The organism is Rhodococcus sp. P3_B8, assembly GCF_056402775.1.
Genome location: NZ_JBFUGT010000527.1, coordinates 1 through 2,750 on the forward strand (window position 1 = coordinate 1; position 2,750 = coordinate 2,750).

Annotated in this window: 3 protein-coding genes; all 3 read right to left on the reverse strand. The window is 67.5% G+C overall.

Annotation, left to right across the window (positions count from 1 at the left end; all coding sequences use genetic code 11):
- Positions 1 to 831 (reverse strand): CapA family protein (locus tag AC1D1G_RS44050; RefSeq protein ID WP_477956805.1); only part of this gene is annotated, 831 nt, incomplete at its 3' end.
- Between the two features lie 86 nt (positions 832 to 917).
- Positions 918 to 1,310 carry a hypothetical protein gene (locus AC1D1G_RS44055; protein WP_283353189.1) on the reverse strand — a complete coding sequence of 131 codons (393 nt, stop codon included), beginning with the start codon at positions 1,308 to 1,310 and terminating at the stop codon, positions 918 to 920.
- Between the two features lie 148 nt (positions 1,311 to 1,458).
- Positions 1,459 to 2,750 (reverse strand): Kelch repeat-containing protein (locus AC1D1G_RS44060; protein WP_477956806.1); only part of this gene is annotated, 1,292 nt, incomplete at its 5' end.

Sequence of the window (2,750 nt, forward strand, 5' to 3'; positions counted from 1 at the left end):
GTACAGGATCGGGTGGCCGCGGTAGATCTCGACCGGCCGCGGGTGGTGAGACGAGTGCCCGAAGACCACGTCGACACCACCGTCGACGAGCCGATGCGCGAATTCGACATGCGCATCCGGCACGTCGTATCCCCAGTTCGAACCCCAGTGCAGAGAGACCACCACCACGTCCGTGTTCTTCCGTATCAGCCGCGTCCGGTCGAGGACACGGTCTGCCTCGGCGGCGGTGGGTTCGGAAAGGTACGCGACACCCGGCCGGTCCCGGCGGGCCGCCCCGTGCGGCGAGACCCCGCTCGACGACATACCTGCCGCCCAGATCAACAGCCGACGACCCGTTCCGCCCCCCACGACCACGGGACACCACGCCTGCGCCACGGTGCGCCCCGCTCCGACGGTCCGCACGCCGTTGCGGGTCAGCACGTCGAGGGTCTCCACGAGACCATCGGCGCCGAAGTCGAGTAGGTGATTGTTCGCCAGTACGCAGACGTCGATCCGTGCAGCGGTGAGCACCCCCAGGTTCGACGGATGCATTCTGTAGTTGATTCCCTTGGAAGCGAATCGAGCACACGTGGTGACGGTCGTTTCGAGATTGACGACGCGGGCGTCGGGTGCCGCCGCGTCGAGGATCGGCAACGCCTCACCCCACGGCCACCCGAACCCGACGGGGCCGGGGATCCGACCATTTCGCTTCTCCGCCAACGCAACGTACTCGCGGGCATCGCGGACGCAACGCTCCTTCAACTCCGGGTCGCCGGGAAAGGGGAGGATCTGGTCGACGCCCCTACCGGTCATCACGTCGCCGGCGAGGAACATCGTGAGGGTGTCGGACATCGAAATCCTCAGCGCCAGAACGAGTACCGGGACCACACTCGGAGACCGACTTCACGGCCCCGAGTATGCACCCGTCGCTCGCACTGTCATCGGGTACGAGCGCCGGCGCGGTCGAGCTGGGAGACCCGTTGAGGGCTCAGCTCGAGGATGACGCCGATATCACGCACCGAAAGCCCCGATCGGCGCAGATGCGCTACCGCGACCCGCGAGGCCCGCGCTGCACATTCCTGCGCGTGGGCGGCGGACTCGACCTGCAAGTGGGCCGCTCGGGCCTCCATGAGCGCCGCCGAATCCCCGATCTCGTAGTCGAGGACAACCTCGATGTCCTCGGCCGGCACATCCTCGACCAGATGCACAGCATCCGCCACCATGGCAGAAACCTGATCGAGCCGCCGCGCCCGGGTGAGAGAGGCCTCGACTCCCGGGACCTCCACCACCCACCAGCCGCCACAACGGGTGGCCTTCGCCGTCACCTTCATCACGAACCACTTCCTACCCGACCCGCATCCTGCGAAACTCGCCCCTCCCATGACAAGTCTAGTCCCCCTCTACTGAGCACAACTACAGGGACAGAAGACATTCAGCGTGCGTGACCGGTGGAAGATCGACCGGTCCGCGCAGGCACTCTCACCAGAAATCCAGTGCCTGTGCAGTCGCGGTGGACTCCGCATGGGTGGGCCGTAACGCACCGCCGATGGCGTAGACGGTGTGACCGACCGTCGCAACGGACATCCCGTGAGCTCCCGTGGGCATGGGCGGTAATGGTGACCAGGTGCCGGAGTCAACGTCGTAGGCCTCGACGGTCGACAGCACCTTGGTCGGCTGTTCACCACCGACCGCGACGATGCGGCCGTCGATGAACGCCGCACCGAGCCCACCGCGAGGAGTGGGCATGGCGGTCAATGTCGTCCACGTTCCCGCGGCGGGATCGAACCGTTCGACGGCTGCGGTGTTCTGGTCCGACGCCAGATCCCGTCCACCGATCGCATAGAAGTACGTCCCGTCCGACACCCCGGCCAGATGCTCCCGAGTGGTCGGGATATCCGAGACGGTCGTCCACTTCGTGCCGTCGAACACCTCGGTCGTCGGCACCAACGCGCCGTCCGCCTGTCCCCCGGCGACCACGATCTTGTCGCCGACCACGGCCGCGGCCCCAGCCGACCGCGGCTCGTTCATCGGCGCCAAATCCACCCACTTGCCGTTCCGCAGCGCGAGCACCCGGTCCGACGTGATCCCGGTGAGGTTCGGACCTTCCGGCACCCAGCCTCCGAGGACCACCAACTCGCCCCCGTACTCGACGGCCATCGCGTGATTGAGGGGAACCGGAAGGTCGGGGCCCGCCTTCCAGGTGTCGATGGCGGGGTCGTTCCCCTCGACCTTCGGCGTCGACCCCGCATTGTCGAGTCCGCCGAGCACCCAGATCGTGCCGTCCGCGACGGCCGTCGCCGTCTGCTGACGGGCGATCGGTGCATCCTTCAGCGGACGCCACGCCGGCGCCCACTGGGTCTTGCGTGGCGCGAGCTGGAGGGCCTCGGACACAGCAGTCGATTCGGCGTGTGTCGGTTTGATACCGCCGCCGACGGCATACACCGTGTTTCCGACCGCGCCGACCGCCATCCCGTGCCGCGGTGTGCGCAGGGCCGGCAATTGCGACCACGTTCCGGCCACCACGTCGTAGGCCTCGACCGTCGACAGCACGCGAGTCGGTTCTTCACCACCAACCGTGACGATGCGGCCGTCGATGAACACCGCACCGAGCCCGCCGCGAGGAGTGGGCATGGCCGGCAACGTCGTCCACGTTCCCGAGGCGGGATCGAACCGTTCCACCGAGGCGGTGTTCTGGTCCGACGCCAGATCCCGCCCACCGATTGCATAGAAGTACGTCCCGTCCGACACCCCGGCCAGATGCTCCCGTGGCG